At 54.2% G+C, this 16,100-nt stretch carries 13 protein-coding genes and 2 pseudogenes; 4 read left to right on the forward strand and 11 right to left on the reverse strand.

The features are described 5' to 3' along the window. The first annotated feature begins 745 nt into the window (after window positions 1–745). A protein-coding gene (locus tag CA51_RS06355; protein WP_420821478.1) for an IS630 family transposase occupies window positions 746–1,878 on the forward strand; the annotation gives its coding sequence in 2 pieces (ribosomal slippage) (window positions 746–1,181 and window positions 1,181–1,878; 1,134 coding nt in all). 251 nt (window positions 1,879–2,129) lie between these two features. Here the strand turns inward: CA51_RS06355 and CA51_RS06360 are convergent. The 9 genes from CA51_RS06360 to CA51_RS06400 form a co-directional block, all read right to left on the reverse strand. Next, the gene (locus CA51_RS06360; RefSeq protein WP_145118840.1) at window positions 2,130–2,534 is read right to left on the reverse strand and encodes a hypothetical protein; all 405 of its coding nucleotides are present in this window, start codon (window positions 2,532–2,534) and stop codon (window positions 2,130–2,132) included. 56 nt (window positions 2,535–2,590) lie between these two features. Continuing rightward, window positions 2,591–3,235, reverse strand: coding sequence for a hypothetical protein (locus CA51_RS06365; protein ID WP_145118842.1), 645 nt, complete (start codon window positions 3,233–3,235; stop codon window positions 2,591–2,593). Window positions 3,236–3,369: 134 nt separating this feature from the next. Continuing rightward, window positions 3,370–3,585, reverse strand: a complete 216-nt coding sequence (locus CA51_RS06370; protein WP_145118844.1) for a hypothetical protein — start codon at window positions 3,583–3,585, stop codon at window positions 3,370–3,372. Between the two features lie 100 nt (window positions 3,586–3,685). After that, window positions 3,686–3,934: a hypothetical protein gene (locus tag CA51_RS06375; RefSeq protein ID WP_145124049.1), complete on the reverse strand. Its 249-nt coding sequence runs from the start codon at window positions 3,932–3,934 to the stop codon at window positions 3,686–3,688. Between the two features lie 5 nt (window positions 3,935–3,939). After that, window positions 3,940–4,887, reverse strand: coding sequence for a hypothetical protein (locus CA51_RS06380; RefSeq protein ID WP_145118846.1), 948 nt, complete (start codon window positions 4,885–4,887; stop codon window positions 3,940–3,942). Between the two features lie 121 nt (window positions 4,888–5,008). Continuing rightward, the gene (locus tag CA51_RS06385) at window positions 5,009–5,842 is read right to left on the reverse strand and encodes a hypothetical protein (RefSeq protein ID WP_145118848.1); all 834 of its coding nucleotides are present in this window, start codon (window positions 5,840–5,842) and stop codon (window positions 5,009–5,011) included. Window positions 5,843–6,140: 298 nt separating this feature from the next. Next, entirely contained in the window at window positions 6,141–7,631 is a 1,491-nt protein-coding gene (locus CA51_RS06390) for an AAA family ATPase (protein WP_145118850.1), read from the reverse strand. Window positions 7,632–7,687: 56 nt separating this feature from the next. Beyond that, window positions 7,688–7,879, reverse strand: a complete 192-nt coding sequence (locus CA51_RS06395) for a DUF2997 domain-containing protein (RefSeq protein WP_145118852.1) — start codon at window positions 7,877–7,879, stop codon at window positions 7,688–7,690. Further along, a complete protein-coding gene (locus tag CA51_RS06400) occupies window positions 7,876–8,244 on the reverse strand; it encodes a DUF1257 domain-containing protein (protein WP_145118854.1) in 369 nt (122 codons plus the stop codon). The genes CA51_RS06395 and CA51_RS06400 overlap by 4 nt, the downstream gene beginning before the upstream one ends. A gap of 236 nt (window positions 8,245–8,480) precedes the next feature. Between CA51_RS06400 and CA51_RS06405 the strand changes: the two genes are divergently transcribed. Beyond that, window positions 8,481–9,785, forward strand: a complete 1,305-nt coding sequence (locus tag CA51_RS06405) for a hypothetical protein (protein ID WP_145118856.1) — start codon at window positions 8,481–8,483, stop codon at window positions 9,783–9,785. 41 nt (window positions 9,786–9,826) lie between these two features. Next, window positions 9,827–10,141: pseudogene (locus tag CA51_RS26105) on the forward strand (transposase); the annotation flags it as partial. 28 nt (window positions 10,142–10,169) lie between these two features. On the opposite strand, the pseudogene CA51_RS06415 reads toward CA51_RS26105, so the two are convergent. Both CA51_RS06415 and CA51_RS06420 read right to left on the reverse strand, forming a co-directional pair. Beyond that, window positions 10,170–11,346 (reverse strand): annotated as a pseudogene (locus tag CA51_RS06415) (IS3 family transposase). A 313-nt stretch (window positions 11,347–11,659) separates the two neighbouring features. Beyond that, window positions 11,660–14,218 (reverse strand): cadherin domain-containing protein, encoded by a 2,559-nt coding sequence (locus CA51_RS06420; protein WP_197451640.1) that lies wholly within the window; start codon window positions 14,216–14,218, stop codon window positions 11,660–11,662. Window positions 14,219–14,678: 460 nt separating this feature from the next. Here CA51_RS06420 and CA51_RS06425 point away from each other — a divergent pair, with 460 nt between their 5' ends. Continuing rightward, complete coding sequence (locus CA51_RS06425) at window positions 14,679–16,010, forward strand: BBP7 family outer membrane beta-barrel protein (RefSeq protein ID WP_145118860.1); 1,332 nt, start codon at window positions 14,679–14,681, stop codon at window positions 16,008–16,010. Window positions 16,011–16,100 lie beyond the last annotated feature (90 nt).

Here is a 16,100-nt window from a genome sequence, read left to right on the forward strand (position 1 = left end):
GCGAGAACGGACGTTCAGAAAAAAAAAGTAGCTGGATGGAATTTTGCGGATCTAGGTGCAGCTGCATGTGAATCCTGGCGGTTAGAGTTTAAAGGGGACCTCTTTGGCCGGGCGTTCTATCTGGCCTCTCGGGGGCTGAATACGGATTCACTCACGATTCGAGGAGAGAACTGAAAATGTCCAGGAGGTTAAGATGCGTAAAGTTGTGACGCAACTCTCTCCCGGTAAAGGGTTTACGGCAGACTTGTTTGCAAGTGAGGACCTCTGGACTTGCAATAAGTAACACCGTTGGCGGGCCTCAATGGGGCTTCGCGTCGCACGCAACGCCTACCGAAGAGTTCTTGCATGCAAAATGCCGGCTGCTTCACGGGGGAAGCCCGCCGATTTAGCAGAGCTCGCGGGCCTGTGATAGCTAAAAAAAGAGCCCGTTCCGTCACCGACAGGACGGGCTCAAGTGCGTCCAGAGACGCATCGTAGCTCAGCGCCGACCGCACTTACTGCACGGCTTGCGGCTCGCGCGACGACGTGCCGGTGCTGGGCGTGGTGAGCTGCCTCGGGCCCTTTGCAAGCCGTAGATCGTGGCAACGATACAGGCGCCGTAGAGGATCAAATCTTGCATGTTCTGAACCCAATAAAAGGAGTGTTACCCTAGTGCTTTGTCAGCCTTAGGAATTGGGGTTTCCTGAATTGGAAGAATCCGGGAGTTTGTGGGTCGATTGCCCCACGAGTCACGGAGGATTCGATGATTAAGAAGTATATCGTTCGGCTTTCGGATACAGAACGGGAAGAACTGAAGGCGATTGTAAAGAAGCTGAAAGGCTCCTCGCAGAAGGTACGGCGGGCGATGATCCTTCTCAAAGCTGACACGGAAGGACCTGGCTGGAGCGACGCCAAAATCGCGGAAGCTTTGGCGTGTCGGATTCAGACCGTGGAGAATCTTCGCAAACGTTTGGTGACCGAAGGGTTCGATACGGCGCTGCACGGGAAACCGCGTTTGAGCGCCCCGCGAGAGAAGACGCTTGACGGAAAGCAAGAAGCGAAAGTGATCGCCTTGCGGTTGGGGAAACCTCACAAAGGGTTCGCGAGTTGGTCGCTGCGTCTGTTGGCAGACCACGTGGTAGAACTGGGGATCGTGGACTCGATCAGCTACGAAACCGTTCGCCAAACGCTTAAAAAAACGGCATGACCAATCGCAAGATCCAGTATTGGGTGATTCCACCCGACGCCGACTCCGAATTTGTAGCGTGCATGGAAGAAGTCCTAGATACCTACGAAGAACCGTATGATTCGGACTATCCCGTGGTGTGCATGGACGAACAGCCGGTCCAGCTTCACAAAGAGACGCGAACGCCGATCCCGGCGACCCGCAATCATGCTCGACGCGTCGATTACGAGTATGAACGGTGCGGAACCGCCAGCGTGTTCATGTTCACCGAGCCGCTGGCCGGATGGAGAGAAGTCACCGTGCGTCCAAAGCGAACCAAGGTCGATTGGGCCATCGAAATGGAGGCACTGCTGACGACACGCTACAAAAAGGCGAAGAAGATCATCCTGGTATGTGACAATCTCAATACCCACACCAAAGGCGCCTTCTACGAGGCCTTTAAGCCAGAAAAAGCCCGTGCCTTGGTTCGTCGCATCGAGTTCCGTTACACACCCAAGCATGGAAGTTGGCTCAACGCGGCTGAGAACGAACTCAGTTCAATGACGCGGCAGTGTATCAACGGTCGTCGATTCGCGACGATTGCGCCGCTGAGAAAGGAAACACAGGCGTGGTCCTCACACTCAAACAGAAGACAGCGTGGCGTTGACTGGCAATTCCAAGTCAAAGATGCGAGAACAAAACTAAAATCCCTCTACCCCAAAATCAAAGCCTGACAAAGCACTAGCCTGTCGAGCACGTTTGCGCACCAGATAACGACGGGTGCGGCCACGATCCAGGCTGTCATCGGAGCCCATCCGCCACCTGCGAGCGAGGTGGCTAGGGCAGCAACCCCCAGCCACATGAGGAACTGGAGCGATCCTTGAAGTTGATTGTTCATGGCTTCCTTGAGGTTGTATGACCCACATCGGCTGACGGTGTGGGAAGGGAGAGGGACGGCACATGTGGCCGCCACGGGGATCGGTCGTTAGACCGACAAGAGGTTGCTTTTCAGCCTGTCGATCAGTTCCGATGCTTGGCTGATAGAGAGTGCGGCGGTCGAGGAAACAGCAAACTCGTCGTGAAGAATGGGGTTAAGGTCGATCCCCTGGCGTTTGGCCATGGTCTTGATCGCTCCAACCTGCTTTTCGGTTGCCAGCCGAGGGCCTGAGCGATGGTTTGCCGCGAATCCCCTCTGGCCGGGGGATGCGGATCGTGCCAAGTCGCCGCCCGAACTACCAGCCAGTCGGACGACCGAATCGCATTGCTGTGCTGTGTGCACCAATTGCGACAGAGCTTGCTGATCGAACGATTCGATTTCAATGTCAGCTTTGCATGTAACGGAATTGGATTGTGGCGTCGGCTGGCCGACTACAGTGATCGTCAATTTCATCGAATGAACTTCCAATGGATAAGCGGAGGTGAAAGGGATGGGGAAACAACGTTTGCTTAAGACGCCACCCATTCGCTCCGACTCCATGCGGCGCCTGTTACGGCCGCAGGGTCGTGCGATGAGTAGCGGATGGTGTCATCGAACGGATCGTGAATCCGAACCATGGATTCGTACTCTCTGAGCCACGCTTCGTGCAAAGAACCGCTGAATGGTCGGGCGAAGTCGATGGCTACCTTGAGTTCCTGTTCGCAGCGTGGACCGACACTGGCGACCAGTTTTGCTTTCGTCTCGTCACCTCGAGCGAGCACACTGTGGGTCCGCCAATTGAACGCTGCATTCAGCTGATCGGTCAGTGCACCGGCGGTCTCGCGAACAGGAGTTTCTGCACGAGGCTTTAACTCGATCCAATGGTGATACGAGGACGATGAGGAACTGCTCGCACGCTGGGCCAGTTCTTGCAGCGTCGAAAGTTCTTCATCGGTCAATTCAATTGCTGACGGCGTGCAGACCTGGCACGGAAGGGCAACGTCGACCAGACGCATCGGATCGCCAGTCGCCGCGACACCAAAGGCACCAACGCATGTTTCACCTGCATCGCGAAAGAAAAGCAGCTTGGCCATGCAGTAGGGGGTGAACGTTAAACAGGGCTGGTGGTTGAGAAATTCATCAGCCGTGTCTCTTTTCTTTGGATAGGCGATCATGAGTCAGCTTCCCGGTGAATTGTTTTGAGTAGGTGACGTTGTTCCGCCGGCGGCCACGGCGGAAATATCGACAACCAGCGACACGCTGGACGTGCCGCTGGCGGTAAATAACAACGCCCAGTCGGTAGACGGATTTAGTGGGTTGCGAAGTCGATGAATTCGTCTTCATTACACGCCTCTTGCTGCGTTTGGAACTCGTCCCAGTCGATGACGTGGGGGCCGAGAAGTTCGGCATCGGGGTCGTTGATCGTTTCGGATGGATCTGCGACCAAAAAGCCGAGCCGTTTGACGGTAGCGATTGTCTCGCCCGTGACACGTGAGATATCTCGATAAAGATCTGCCTGTAACATGTGTGTTCTCCAATGCTTGGAAGTGAAAACGAAAAAAGCCCGTATCGGATGGCACAACGCCATCCTGTACGGGCTTAGGGAAACCTGAAATGCAAGTGACTCAGTCGAGGTTCGACAGGAGCCAGTTCTCATGAAGCCAAGCAACCTCCGCTGCCAGGGCTTCGCTTCGGTTGTCGAACGGTCCCAGCAACGGGCCATCGACGGGGGAAAGGTCGGCCATCCATTGACCTTCCTGGTTAGGCTCGACGTGCGAGCCACGTTGAATATCGAGCGTGCCGATGGAAGCGAGGTTTATCGTTTCCCCGTACACGCTCTTCACGCGACCAGAAGCCGTCACCACGATTTGCATGATCGTCACCGAGGGCGTCGCAGGATATTGCGGCGGGGACGGTCGACCATCATCCCATCGAGCGATGACTGAACCGCAGCCAGCTGGCTGCTGATGCGCTGCCGAAGCGTATCGTTGTCGCGAAGTGTTTGAGGTGCCACGCCGTCGATGACTTGGCGGGCACGTTCCACGACCTGCTCAAGTTCTTCGTTGGAACCGATGTTCAAACGTTTGAATCGCTCGAAGAACTCGGTCAGGTTATCGATCGCTGAATCGCGAAATACTTTAGGTGTGCCATCAGCTGCCCCCGCCAGCCGTTCGGCAAGGTGTTCGACCATCCTGCTGAGTTCCTCCGTGAACGCGATCTCGGCCAGCTGTACCGCTTCGTCGAACCGCGACTTTACGCGGTCGCACTCTTCCTGGTAAAGCTGTGGATTGAGGCGTCGCAAGTACTCTGGCGGCTCAACGCTGGGGAAGTCCCAGCCGATCTCGAACAGGCCCCGAAGCGTTGTCGGATAATCGCTCTCGTTAAAGAGATCCCCCAGCCGGTTGCGTGCCTCGTATTTCAGTTCGTCAAAGCGAGCATCGAGCGCCTCGACCGCTTCGGCCAACTGCGATTGAAACTGCAACATCCGCACATTGATTTCATCGAGCGTCCCTTGCGGAACCAACCGAATTCCGGATTCGGGATAAGGCAGACTCGTTCCTTTGAAAAAGGAATTCACCTGCGTGCGGACTGCGGTCACGGCTCGAAAGCTCGGATCGCCGGTGTCGATAAGCTTTTTTCCGGCGCTGAGATACTTTCCCTCCGCATGGAATGTATCGGCCGCTTGAGCTTTCTGCTCACGAGACAGCGACTTGCGAGTTCCGAACCAGGTGTACGAAATCCGCATTGCTGCCATCGTGGCTCGCAGCTGATGTCCGTGATTCGATTGCGTCACCTGGGATGGAGGCTCTTCTGTAAGTGTTTGCATTGAAATCTCTTTTAAGTTCAGTGTCGGGGGAAAACGAAAAAAGGCCCGTTCCGTATGGAATGGGCCTATTGGGTTTGGATCGCGAAACTGAGCGAACATTGCGTCGACGCGGGACGCTCAGCTATTCAGTTGCTGTCTGATAGATCGAGCTTGAAATTTCATCAACTTCTGGCATCCAGCCTTCAAGCCGACTTGGTGTCGACAGGTATCTCGCTTCGACGATGTGCTCGGGAAACTCATGGCATTCCACCAACACGTCGATATTCGAAGGGCCGGCGGCGTAGGTGAACTTCTGCCGAGTCAGAGGGTGCCCGTTGATGCTGGTCACCAGCAGTTCGCTAGCTGTTGCATCAGGGACTTCGGCGTGAAAAACAGCGGCAAGGTTTTCAGCATGCTCTCGAAGGATCTGTGCAGCCACATCTTTCCGGGGGCTCACTGCCATTACGAAAAGAAGGTCGCGAGGCGTATCGAGCATCTGTATGGCACCCGGAGCGAGAGGAGATGAATTCTCAGCTTCAAAGCTCTTCGGGCATTGGACGACAAACCCGTCGCTGGTGACTTGGATCGCCTGCCATTCTTGTTGTTGTTTGTTTGAGATATCTCTTGCGGCAGAGAAAACAACACCGACTGCCGCAACCAAAATGAAGCCTACGGCCAATGCGCCTCCGATTCGCCTTAGCTTGGGACTGGCATCTGGTTCAACCCGCGTCGGCAAGACATAGTTCAACACGCGTGCCGAGAACGCGAAGAGAGCAGAAATCAGCATGGCCATCATTGCGATCGATACAACGACACTTGGGAACGGTCCCAAGACCGGGCCGAATACACCGAAGAGACTAATCGCCCAGACCATTCCCAAGATCCCGAACGACAATATGGCATAGCTGAACCAAGGTAGTCGTCGGAGTGAAGTCAGACGTGAGTCGCGCGGCTGATCTGCCGGATCATTTTCCATTGCGATTCCTTCATTGCTTGAGTTTTAGAATTTGTGAAACAGCCAACCTGATCCAGTGATGTCGCATACCACAGGTAGACTCTTCACACTTAGGGTTAACACAGACAGCCACGCGGTCCTTCGAATGCCCGCAGTGGTTTGCTCCTGAGCACGAAAACGGCTTGCGGTAGCAAACCAACGGACCGGCCCCGCGTTATGTGCATAGTTTAACTTGGCGGGCGCAGGGGCGGCCCCTTTGGCGGTGTTTTTTAGCCAAATCAGCCCCTTTGGGCTTGGCGGGTGCAGGGGAACCTCGCGATCAGTTGGCGGATGGATCGGTCCGAGCGACGCGGCGACGGCTGGAGGACTGTCGGCTGCTGTGTTGATAGAGTCCCGTCTTGTCCGCATCTAAACATCGTCCTGAAGCCCATTTGCGGAGCGACTCAACCGATTCAGCTGATGTCACCGCAACGGGAACGACATTCAATGCAGCTTGTACGATGGGCAGGTCCAGCAGCGCAGCAAGACGGCAACATGCCCGGATTTCCGCACCCGTCCAATTGGCATCGGACGGCTTCTTCTGGTTGGCGTCCAAACCGAACAGCTCCAGGTACATCGACCAGATCGTGTCCTTTTCCGTGCGACCTGGCAGGTCCAAAAAGAACACACCATCGAAGCGTTCCGAACGGCTGAACTCAGCAGGCAACCTTGATGCATCATTGCTCGTGCAAACGACGAACACATCGCTCTCATGGTCATTGAGCCATTGAAGGAACGTACCGAACATCCGCGCCGACACGCCACTGTCATTGGATCCCGAACCGCTGACGCCGCTGAACGCTTTTTCAACCTCATCGATCATCAGTACGCAGGGAGCCATCGCATCGACGATCTGTAGCGCCGTCCGAGTCCGTTCCTCCGACTGCCCAACGAGCGAACCCATCAGACTGCCGATGTCCATCTGCAGCACGGGCCTTCTTGTTTCTCGTCCCAGGGCTTTGCAGAAGTGCGATTTCCCACACCCCGGCGGCGACAAGAGCATCACGCCTCGAGGTCGCTTTCGTGGCATATCGCGGCTCCGTTGAAGCAACGCACGCTTCGTGAAACTCTTGAGCGCGGACAGTCCGCCGAGTTTGCTGAAGTCGTCATCACCGCGATAAAGCTGAAGCAGTCCACTCTTGGTAAGTGCCTGGCATTTCTTCGACCACATCGTTTCAGCCGTCAAACGGCCTTCGCGAACGAGCGACAACGCAAACGCATTCTCCGCCTCGAACCGAGTAAGACCTGAAGCGGCATCAAGAACGCGGTCGAGCGATTCACCACTTGGCAATTCACCTACTTCCGTCGCGACGGCTTGAGCGATCGACGCCAGTTGTTCGCGATCGGGCAGATCGTGATCGACAACCACAAACAACTTTTCGAGTTCAACCGGCAGCTGCACCACCGGTGCCAGAACAACCAGGATCGTCCGCGCCTGTTTGCCCGACAGAACCTGTTGAGCAAGCGATTGAACGATTTCCGGAGACTGCATGAACCGATGGAAGTTCTCCAGGACCAGCAGCGTTGTTCCATCGACATCCGCAATCGCTTTCGCCGACCGGATCGCCGCGAGAGGATCGTTTGCGTCGACACTGAGCGGTTCGCCGCCACAATGCAAACCGGATGCAATGTTCCAATTCGCCACTCGCCAGCCTTCCTGCCGGCACATCTGAGTCATCTCCAAAATCGCATCGTGGTGTTCATGCGATTGAATCCAGATCCCTGTGAAGCACGCGCGGACGTACTCCTGCAATCGCTGCGTTAGCGACATAGCATCTCCCTTTTGTGTGCGGTAAATAAGAACCGAGCAACGGCACCGTCAGCAGGTCATCCCTGCGACGTGCGCTGCTGCTCCGACACGGACGATTGGTGGAACTCCGCTTTCAGATGCTCGCCTTGTCGCGAGCCAAGAGCCTGTTCCATGAAGTGGCTCGCTTGTTGGCATTCGCTGCCAACGAAGCCTTTCGTTTCGACACGGCTTTGCCCGTCAGCTGTCACGATGATCTCGATCGTTTTCAAGATGCACCTCCGACATTAACGGTCAGCTTGATCGAACCATCTTCGAGCGACTGTTCAGTCACCGAATGGCCATTCTTGCGAGCTTCCAGCGTCGCCTTCTCGACCGCGTAGGCTTGCAGAAACTGATCGAGCTTTGCCCGGTCGCCCCAGCGGCCTTCGAAGTTGTCGAATTCAACGCTACCGGTGTTTACATCGCAAACCACCGGATACCGCCACTTCGTCAACTGAACGATCCAGCCCGACTTCGAATCTGAAAACAGCTTGGCCAGACCAAACGTCGGCGGCTGCAAAGCCAACCGACCACAAGCGGCACGAATCGCAACCGGATCACGAACCTGAGTCTGCACCGAAACAACGTGCGACATCAAAGAACTCCTTGACGGAGACATCGAAAGGCCAGCACGACTGCCACACGCAACCGCTGAAAGCTAGGCCATCCCATCAAGGTATATGACGCAAAAACGCTTCGGATTTAGCCTAACGATTTCGTCCATTTTTGCTTGTAGCAAGCAGGATTTACATCGGCGATACTGTGGATGCAGGGATCAAACGCTGAATCTAGGAACCGTTTTGACAGTCTTCGTTCGTCGAGGTGAATGGCATGGCTGATGAGTTCTTGATCGTGAAAAGACGCGAACTGTTCGACCAAGTATGGTCGGCGCCGATGACGAAGATTGCCCCCAAGTATGGCCTTTCCGGTGTCGGCTTGGCAAAAGTGTGCAAGAAACACAAGATCCCGAAACCGCCTGTCGGACACTGGGCAAAATTAGAACACGGAAAAGGCTCACCCCAGCCAGAGTTGCCGGAACTCAACGATACAGATCTTGAAGAGATCCGCTTTTTTCGAGCAGGCTTTGAGCCGGTCACAAAACACGTGGACGCAGTAGCGACCACTCCAGAAATTGTCGTGAAGGATGACCTGCGAAATCCGCACCGTCTTGTCGACCAAGCAAGGGAAAAGCTTCGTAGCGAGACTGCAGGCTACCGTGGCTTGGTTTCCGTTGGATCGCAATGCTGCCTGGACATCTCGGTAACAAAGAAATCTCTGACCCGCGCATTGCGTATTCTGGAGGCCTTGATCAGATATTGGGAATCCGTTGGCGGTTGTGTAAGTGCTGGCGATCCTGGAACTAGGTTTGCACGCGACGAAGACGGCGTATCCATTTCGATCAGTGAGCAGATCGTTCGACACGAGAAACCCAGAAAGGATCGTTACTTTAAGGAGTACACATACGAGGCAACCGGCAAATTAACGCTGAGCATCGACGAATGGGGCGAAGGATTGCGAAAGAGCTGGTCTGACGGAAAGGTCCAGCGGCTCGAAAGTGTCCTGGGAAATGTCGCTGTAGCACTGGAAAAATGGGTGCTTCATGAGCGTGAACGTCGACTAGACAGGCAATGCGAAGAAAGGCAGGAGCGGGAAGCCATGAAGACTCGCGAGGCCAAGAAAGCATCTGCAGAGCTTGAGTCCGAGCGAATTAAGAACTTGGAAGCCTGTGCAAACGACTGGGGCCGTGCGGGGCAGATCCGCGACTACCTTGCCGATCTTGATGGCAAGATAGCCTCTCAAACGATTAAGCCGATTGATCCTGAGTCGTTTGCAAAATGGATGCCATGGGCACAATGGTACGCTGACTCAATCTGCCCTATTACGCCGACACCTCCACGCCCCGAAACAGATGAACCAATTGCTCGCATAAACAAATCGACTGAACATCTCGACCTCACCGCAAAGACGCGACAAAGATTAAAGCAAGGCCAGGTCTCTGACACTGACGAACTAGCGGAGCTTACAAAGCATCAGCTTGAGGAGCGTTGCGGGGGCCGATACTCGAACATGTACCGTGAGGTCACTCGTGTTCTAGAGGGGGTCGGTTACGACATCAGTGCCCGCTCTAGGTGGTAGCTCCGAGCGAACCATCTTTCGCAGCTTGAAAATACGGGAAGTTGCGGAGAACCGTAGCTACCGAAGAACTGATCCCTTGGCTGTACCTCAAAGGTATCTCCACGGGTGATTTGGGCGAAACGCTTCAATCGCTCGTGGGCGAGCGGCTGCTGGCCTGAGCGCGAACGCCGAATATCGTCTCAAAGAGCAGTGGTGCAGCGAGTACGACGACTGGAACAAACGCGATCTCTCGGGTAAGCAATATGTTTACCTCTGGGCTGATGGCATTCACGCGAAGGTCCGCCTGGGAGAAGTGCTTGCTGGTGCTAATGGGAGCAACTCTCGATGGAAAAAAGGAGTTGATCGCCGTGTTAGACTGGAAGGCCCCCGTTTTTGATCCAAGTGTTATGAGGGTAAGGATTGGGGAACAGGTTTGGTTTCGCTGTGCTGATGGAGCGGAGTTTGCGCAGCAAACGTAGCGGAATCAGCACAGCGACGCGCGAACTCATCTGGGGGAGGACACCGAGTGAACTGTGCGGCCGATAGACGTTTTAGTCCTCTCGCCAGGCCGAAGCGTGGGCACGAGCGTGACGCACGCTGTCAAACTCTTCCATGTTCAATAACTCATCCCGTAGTCGGCTGTGAAAGCTCTCGGCATATCCGTTCTGCCAAGGACTGCCAGGCTCGATGTACAGCGTGGCGACCTCCAAGGGAGCCAGCCAGTCTTGAATCGCCTTGGCCACAAATTCGGGACCGTTGTCGCTCTGGATCGCTTCCGGAACGCCGTGCATTACAAACAACTCTGCCAAACGGTTGATCACATCTTCACTGGTCATGGTCCGCGAGACATCCAACGTAATGCAGCGACGCGTGTATTCGTCAACGATTGAGGTCACTTCAGCGATTGCCCGTTAGTGGTGTGATCGAAGACGAAGTCCCAGCACCAAACATGATTGGGACGCTGAGCTCGAAGCCAAGAACACGCGTTCTTCGACGTTCCCTTCGCTCGCTTGTTCTTCCGTTTTCGTCGCACTTTCGGGCCCTCTGCTCGCCAGATCCGTTGAATACGCTTGAAGCTCACTCGAAACCCTTCCAATCTCAGCAGGCGAGTCATCTGGCGATAGCCGAACCTGGGACGCTCCCGAGCCAGTTCATGCAATCGCTTCGTCATCATTGTTGGTTCTGCGTACATAACGAACACTGCTCCGCGAGAATCCAACGCCGCGGCAGGCCCGACACTCAGACACGGAGAACCTCCGTCGCAACCGTTCGACGGTTTGCCGCTTATGGGGCGGGCTCAGTCGTTTCCCCGAAGTGCTTCCTTGAGCATCGCCTTGTCGAGCTCTGCCTCAGCAAGAAGACGCTTCAGTCGCGCATTCTCACCCTCAAGTTCCTTGAGCCGTTTGGCTTCCTCGCTCTTCATCCCACCGAATCGATTCTGCCAACGATCGAAGGTGGCTTCACTCACTTCGAGCATTTTCAAGACGTCTTCCATGCTCTTGCCAGCGTTGAGCATCACCTCGGCATCACGAAGTTTCTTGACGATCTGCTCCGGTGTGTGGCGTCTTCGTTTCTTGGTCATCCGAGAATCTCCTTGCTCATCATCGGGCTCTAGATTCTCATACCACCTGGATCAGTTTTTGGAGAGCACTCCAAACCTCCTCGCGACACTTAGGCTGAAAACAAAATCAACGCGAGATTGCCGTCGTTCCCCCGGTGCTACTTGAATTCACTCAGCGCTATCCGCCTGAGGTTTCAGAAAAGAGGACCGGCAGCCTACCAACAGCACCCTACGTTCACTTTTGCGAAGCCTGAAATAATCACAACTGAAGTCTTTCGATTCAACAGCGAAGAAGTTCCTGTTCCAAGTTCGCAATAGGGTTCCGATCTGTTGGTCACTGAATTTGAATCTGACCGTCCAGTAGCGTCACCGGTATTTGCCCCTCGTTCAATTCCGAACGTAAGTTGCCTTGTTCTGCGATCCAAGAAACGCTAGCAACGCCTGTTCTCTCCGGCACGAGATCAAAATCGAGGATTAGGAGTTGCCCATTCGTCATTTGAGGCAACTCATTGACGTTGGCAATCGTGACGACGAGTAACCCCTCAGACGTGCTGAAATCTTCGTTGACATCCCAGCTCAACAACCACCCTGTGAGTGCCGTTCCAAGGCGAACTGATGCGGTCTGGCTAGTTGGCCGTTCTCCGGAGTTAAACAGGCTCAAGCGAGTCTTGTCGTATTTGATCGCGAAGTCAATTCCCAGGATGTCCTGGGTTTCCGAAACAACAATTGGAAGTTGGGCCGTCTGTGAAGCAGTGCCACTAACCGTAGCTGATCCGAGCGTCACAACTCTGGCCTCCACCGCTACAACCGTGATTGTGAAATCTTGTTCGATCGTTTCTGCTAATTCACTCAGCGGAGTACGCGTCGCTTGAACAGTAACGGAAAAGGTTTGCCCCACAGAAAGCCCGGTATTGTTCGCCAATACTAATCGATTGTTCGACAACGAGAATCGTCCGTCGGCATCGTTGTTCAAAGCAAATGTGTAATCATCGCCCGAATCGGGATCAACAACGGTCAATACGCCCCCCACGGTAGAGCCAACCGCAGCGTTCAACGAAACATTGGGCGAAGCAAATGTGATACCCGTTGGGGCATCGTTAACAGGGGTGATCGTGATGGTCGCTGTTTGCGTCGTACTTGTATCCTTACCATCATTCTCCGTTCCACCATCATCTCTCGCTCTGATCGTCAACACAGATTGCCCGTAGGCATTGGGGGCCGCTGTGTACTGCAACTCGCCGTTAACAATTTCTGGTTCGCCCCCGGCGGCAAACAGGTTGTTAGTAAAGTTCGTGACCGAAACTGTCACGCTTTGAGATGCTTCATTCGCTGCGCCAGACGCTATCGACGTTACAAAGTTGGGCACCGTTTGAGGACCTGCGTCTTCTTCGCTTGACACGTTCGACGTTACCAATACGGCAGGAGCATCGTTGACAGGGCGGACGGTAATCGAAAACGTGTCGGAGACCGACAGCTCTCCATCAGATGCAGTGACAGTGATTGAAACAGGACCGTCTGCCGATGTGTTGGCGTCAGGTTGAAGTTGAAGAGTCAGGACGCTTCCCGTCACACTGGTCGTAACGATACTAGCTTCCGACGATGTGGCGGTAAACACTAGCGTTGTCCCCGCGTCGGGATCTTGAAAATGAGTGCCGACGTCCAGCGTGCTGATGCTGGAGTCTTCGTTGACTGCCAAATCGGTAAAGGGCGTAATCAAAAGCGGTGCCTCATTGACATTCGTTAGATTCACCGTGATCGTGGTCGGCGTGGAGTTACCCGCCGTATCCGCAGCATTTGCAATAATGGTAAACGTTGGCCGAGACTCGAAATCCAGTTTGCTCGAATTCAACACTCGCAATTGATTGCCATCTGCGATCTCAAAGGTGCCCGTATCGCTATCGGTCAGTGAGTAGGTGATGGGGTCACCTTCTGGATCTGTTGCAAAGAGATTTGCGGCAAGAGTTCCTACTGCAGTGTTCTCTTCAAGCGTGATTTCGGCTGGCATGATAGCACTCGGAGGCATGTTGATCGGCTTACCATCTTCAACATCCGTGATCTTAATTGGCAGCGTTGCGAAGCCGACTCCGCCCAATGAATCCGTTGCTGTCACCGTAATTGAAATCGAATCTCGCGATTCAAAGTCCAGCAGCGAGTTGTTCTTCACGCGAATCTCTGTGCCGACGAGCTCGAAGGTTCCGAGCCCGTCGTTGCTAAGACCGAACGTTAGCGGCGTATTTCCGTCAGGATCAACGGCAGTGACAGCGCCGACGACGCTGCCGACGGCACTATTCTCTGCGACCGAAGCAGGGCTGATTGCGAAACTTACCGGAGCCTTATTGATTGGATTGGATACTGAACCGCCGCCAGAACCTGACAACGCAACGGTTGACGGTAGACTTCGTGAACGAATGCCATCCGCCGTGTCAAAATCACCGCCCTGCTGAATCATTGCAGCGTTAAGATTGCGAAAAGCCTCCTTTGACGAGGAGTTCAAAAACAATCGCTTCGAAACAAACTGCGGTAAGATTGCCAGTTCACCGAAGTCGTACCCCGTACCGTTTGTGTCATCGGGCCAATTTGCGAAGACAACTTGATTATCGCTGACCTGCCCTGCGGGGCTTCCCGCTGATTCTTCGCCATCTTGCCACGCGGACGGTTGTGACTGAGTCAGGGTAAATGAACCGGCACCTATTCCCGTAAATTGATACTTCCCTTCGTCATCAGTGACGGCCTGTAGCGTAAATGGCTGGGCATCGGTTCCCGGGGCAGAACTAGTCCCGGTGAGCGTCATGATGACACCTGGAATCCCCACATCATGAGCAGCAGCATATGTTCCGCTGGCATCTGTATCCAAAAAAACGGTTCCAGCGATCGAACCGCCGTTTGCAAGCATTCGGCGCAACTCGAGACGCTCAACGCTAAATACGCTTCGTTTCGTGAAACGCCTATGCACTCGTTTGCGTTTCAGCAAAGAATTTCTGCCCATATTCTAGTAACCAACCCATTACGTAAACACAGAACCGGTTAACCGTCGTTTCGCCCAGACAAACGCGGGGTAAACCGTTTCATCAGTGGCGCAAGCGATATATTTGTCCGTCCCGAAGTGCAAATGTGCCTCCACTGCGTCACAGGCTTCAGGAAACGCCCCGTTAGATCCTTATTCCGTCCCGTCAAATGCGCCGGAACACACGACGATCTTAACTGCAATGGGGGCTGGCGACACTCCTTAGGTGGGGAAATGCTGGGATTTCGGCAAAATCGAAACAATCGTTAAAACTTACGCAGATTGCCTCACCGGCAAACTTGCTGTTTGCCGACAACTAGCCGTAGGGGCTCGTGCTTCGGCATTGGCCATGAGTATCGCACACCAAGTTCGTTATCCAACCTTGGCCGCCTTTGCTAAAGTTTCGGAAATTATGATGGTTAATCCGCGGCCAAGGTACAAATTCGTCGCCTGGATCATTGCGTTCTCCGCAGCAGTAGTACTGCATGTCAATGTTCACGCTCAGACTCACTGTCGATACGAATCGTCGTGCCGATATCAATCCGGACACAACGAACTCGGTTGTGATGCCGCCCCGCAGTATGAATCCCAATGTTGCAACATGCGACATTGCCAAAATCAAAGTTTTGGTAGCTTTCACGTCTACGGAGAGTTTATCAATTGGTGGGCATCCGATATGGGTGCTCCCTCGTTAGTAACGACTTCTTCCGCAGGTACCGATCGGATCGATGCCGGTGTGATGGGACTCGCGTCCACGTCAACGCTATTCGGTGATGATGTTGTCAGCAGTTCAAGCCAAGGCGGAAGGTTCGGGACGGAATGGCGACTTGATAATCGAAGCGGTTGGAGTATCAATGCAGAGTATCTGTTCCTAGGCGAGAATAATGACCGGTTTTCTGGCTCCAATGCGATTCTTGCACGCCCATTCTTCAACGTTCAAACGAACCAACAAGCGTCGAACCTGATCGCTTTCCCGAACATTGCCACCGGCAGCATTGAAGCCTCCGCCGGAACCAAGTTATCTGCATGGGACGTGCTGGCCATCCGCGACATCGCGCGCAACGCATGTTACGATAGCCAGGTCATGTTTGGCTACCGTGGCTCTCGCCTTGATGAGTTCATTCACGTCAACGATTCATCGACATCTTTAGACGCTGCTTCTGGTGCCGCCGAAGGTACGCGAATCAGGTCGACCGACCGCTTTGATGTCGACAACACTTTCAATGGCTTCACAATCGGAAATCGACTGCGAGCAGTCCTGACTGATCGCATGAGCCTGCAATTGATTACGAAACTTTCGATTGGTAGTGTCGAGTCAAACGCTTACATCGGCGGCCAAACGACAACGACGCCTGCTGGACAGACATCTGTCACGAGCAGTGGCGGCCTGCTAGCGCTGCCGTCCAATATCGGAAGCTACAACGTAAAAAACTTCGCGATGCTTCCGGAACTATCCCTAAATGCAATTTACCAAATGAATCCTTGCTGGGAGTTGCGACTTGGATACACATTGCACTATTGGAGCCAAGCACTTCGTCCCGGTACCGTAATTGACCAAAACGTTAACCCGTCGCAACTTCCGCCCGGCGTGATCAGTGGTGCCGCATTTCCACAGGAACGGCTTACGCTGACGGATTTCTTGGCCCAGGGTATCAACGTCGGCTTGGTCGGCAGGTTTTAGAGTGGTCAATGTCAGTACATCCATCCGGGCAAACCGGTTCAATGTAACCGCGGAATCGAAACCGGCAACAGCCATCGTCGATTCGCCCCA

Origin of the sequence: Rosistilla oblonga, assembly GCF_007751715.1 — a bacterium.
GTDB lineage: Bacteria > Planctomycetota > Planctomycetia > Pirellulales > Pirellulaceae > Rosistilla > Rosistilla oblonga.